Raw genomic sequence first — 325 nt, 5'->3', positions numbered from 1 at the left:
GCCCTGGTGGCGATCAAAGTCATCGGCCCGGGACAGTCCGAGCCGGAGTTCGCGCAGATGGTCTCCACCCAGGTCGGCACCTACCGGGAGGTTGAGCGGTCGGTGTCGTACTCCAACGGGAGCGGTTCGAGTTCGCAGCAGGTGGGCTCGGACAAGCCGATCTTGTCCGTCGACGAGATCCAGAACTTGCAGAAGTGGCAGATGATCGTCATCGCCAAGGGCCGACGGCCAATGCTCGCGCGAATGATCCCGGCCACCAAGCAGGACTTTTCACCCGCCACCCGCGACCTGCTCGACCGCCTGGAGAAAGGACAGACCAGTGTCC

General features: G+C 63.7%; 1 protein-coding gene. It reads left to right on the top strand.

The features are described 5' to 3' along the window. A partial coding sequence (locus G6021_RS16820; protein WP_194307923.1) for a TraM recognition domain-containing protein occupies positions 1–325 on the top strand: 325 nt, incomplete at both ends.

The sequence above is a fragment of the Dietzia sp. CW19 genome (assembly GCF_014145265.1).
GTDB lineage: Bacteria > Actinomycetota > Actinomycetes > Mycobacteriales > Mycobacteriaceae > Dietzia > Dietzia natronolimnaea.
This window is presented reverse-complemented; position numbering and strand designations above follow the sequence as displayed.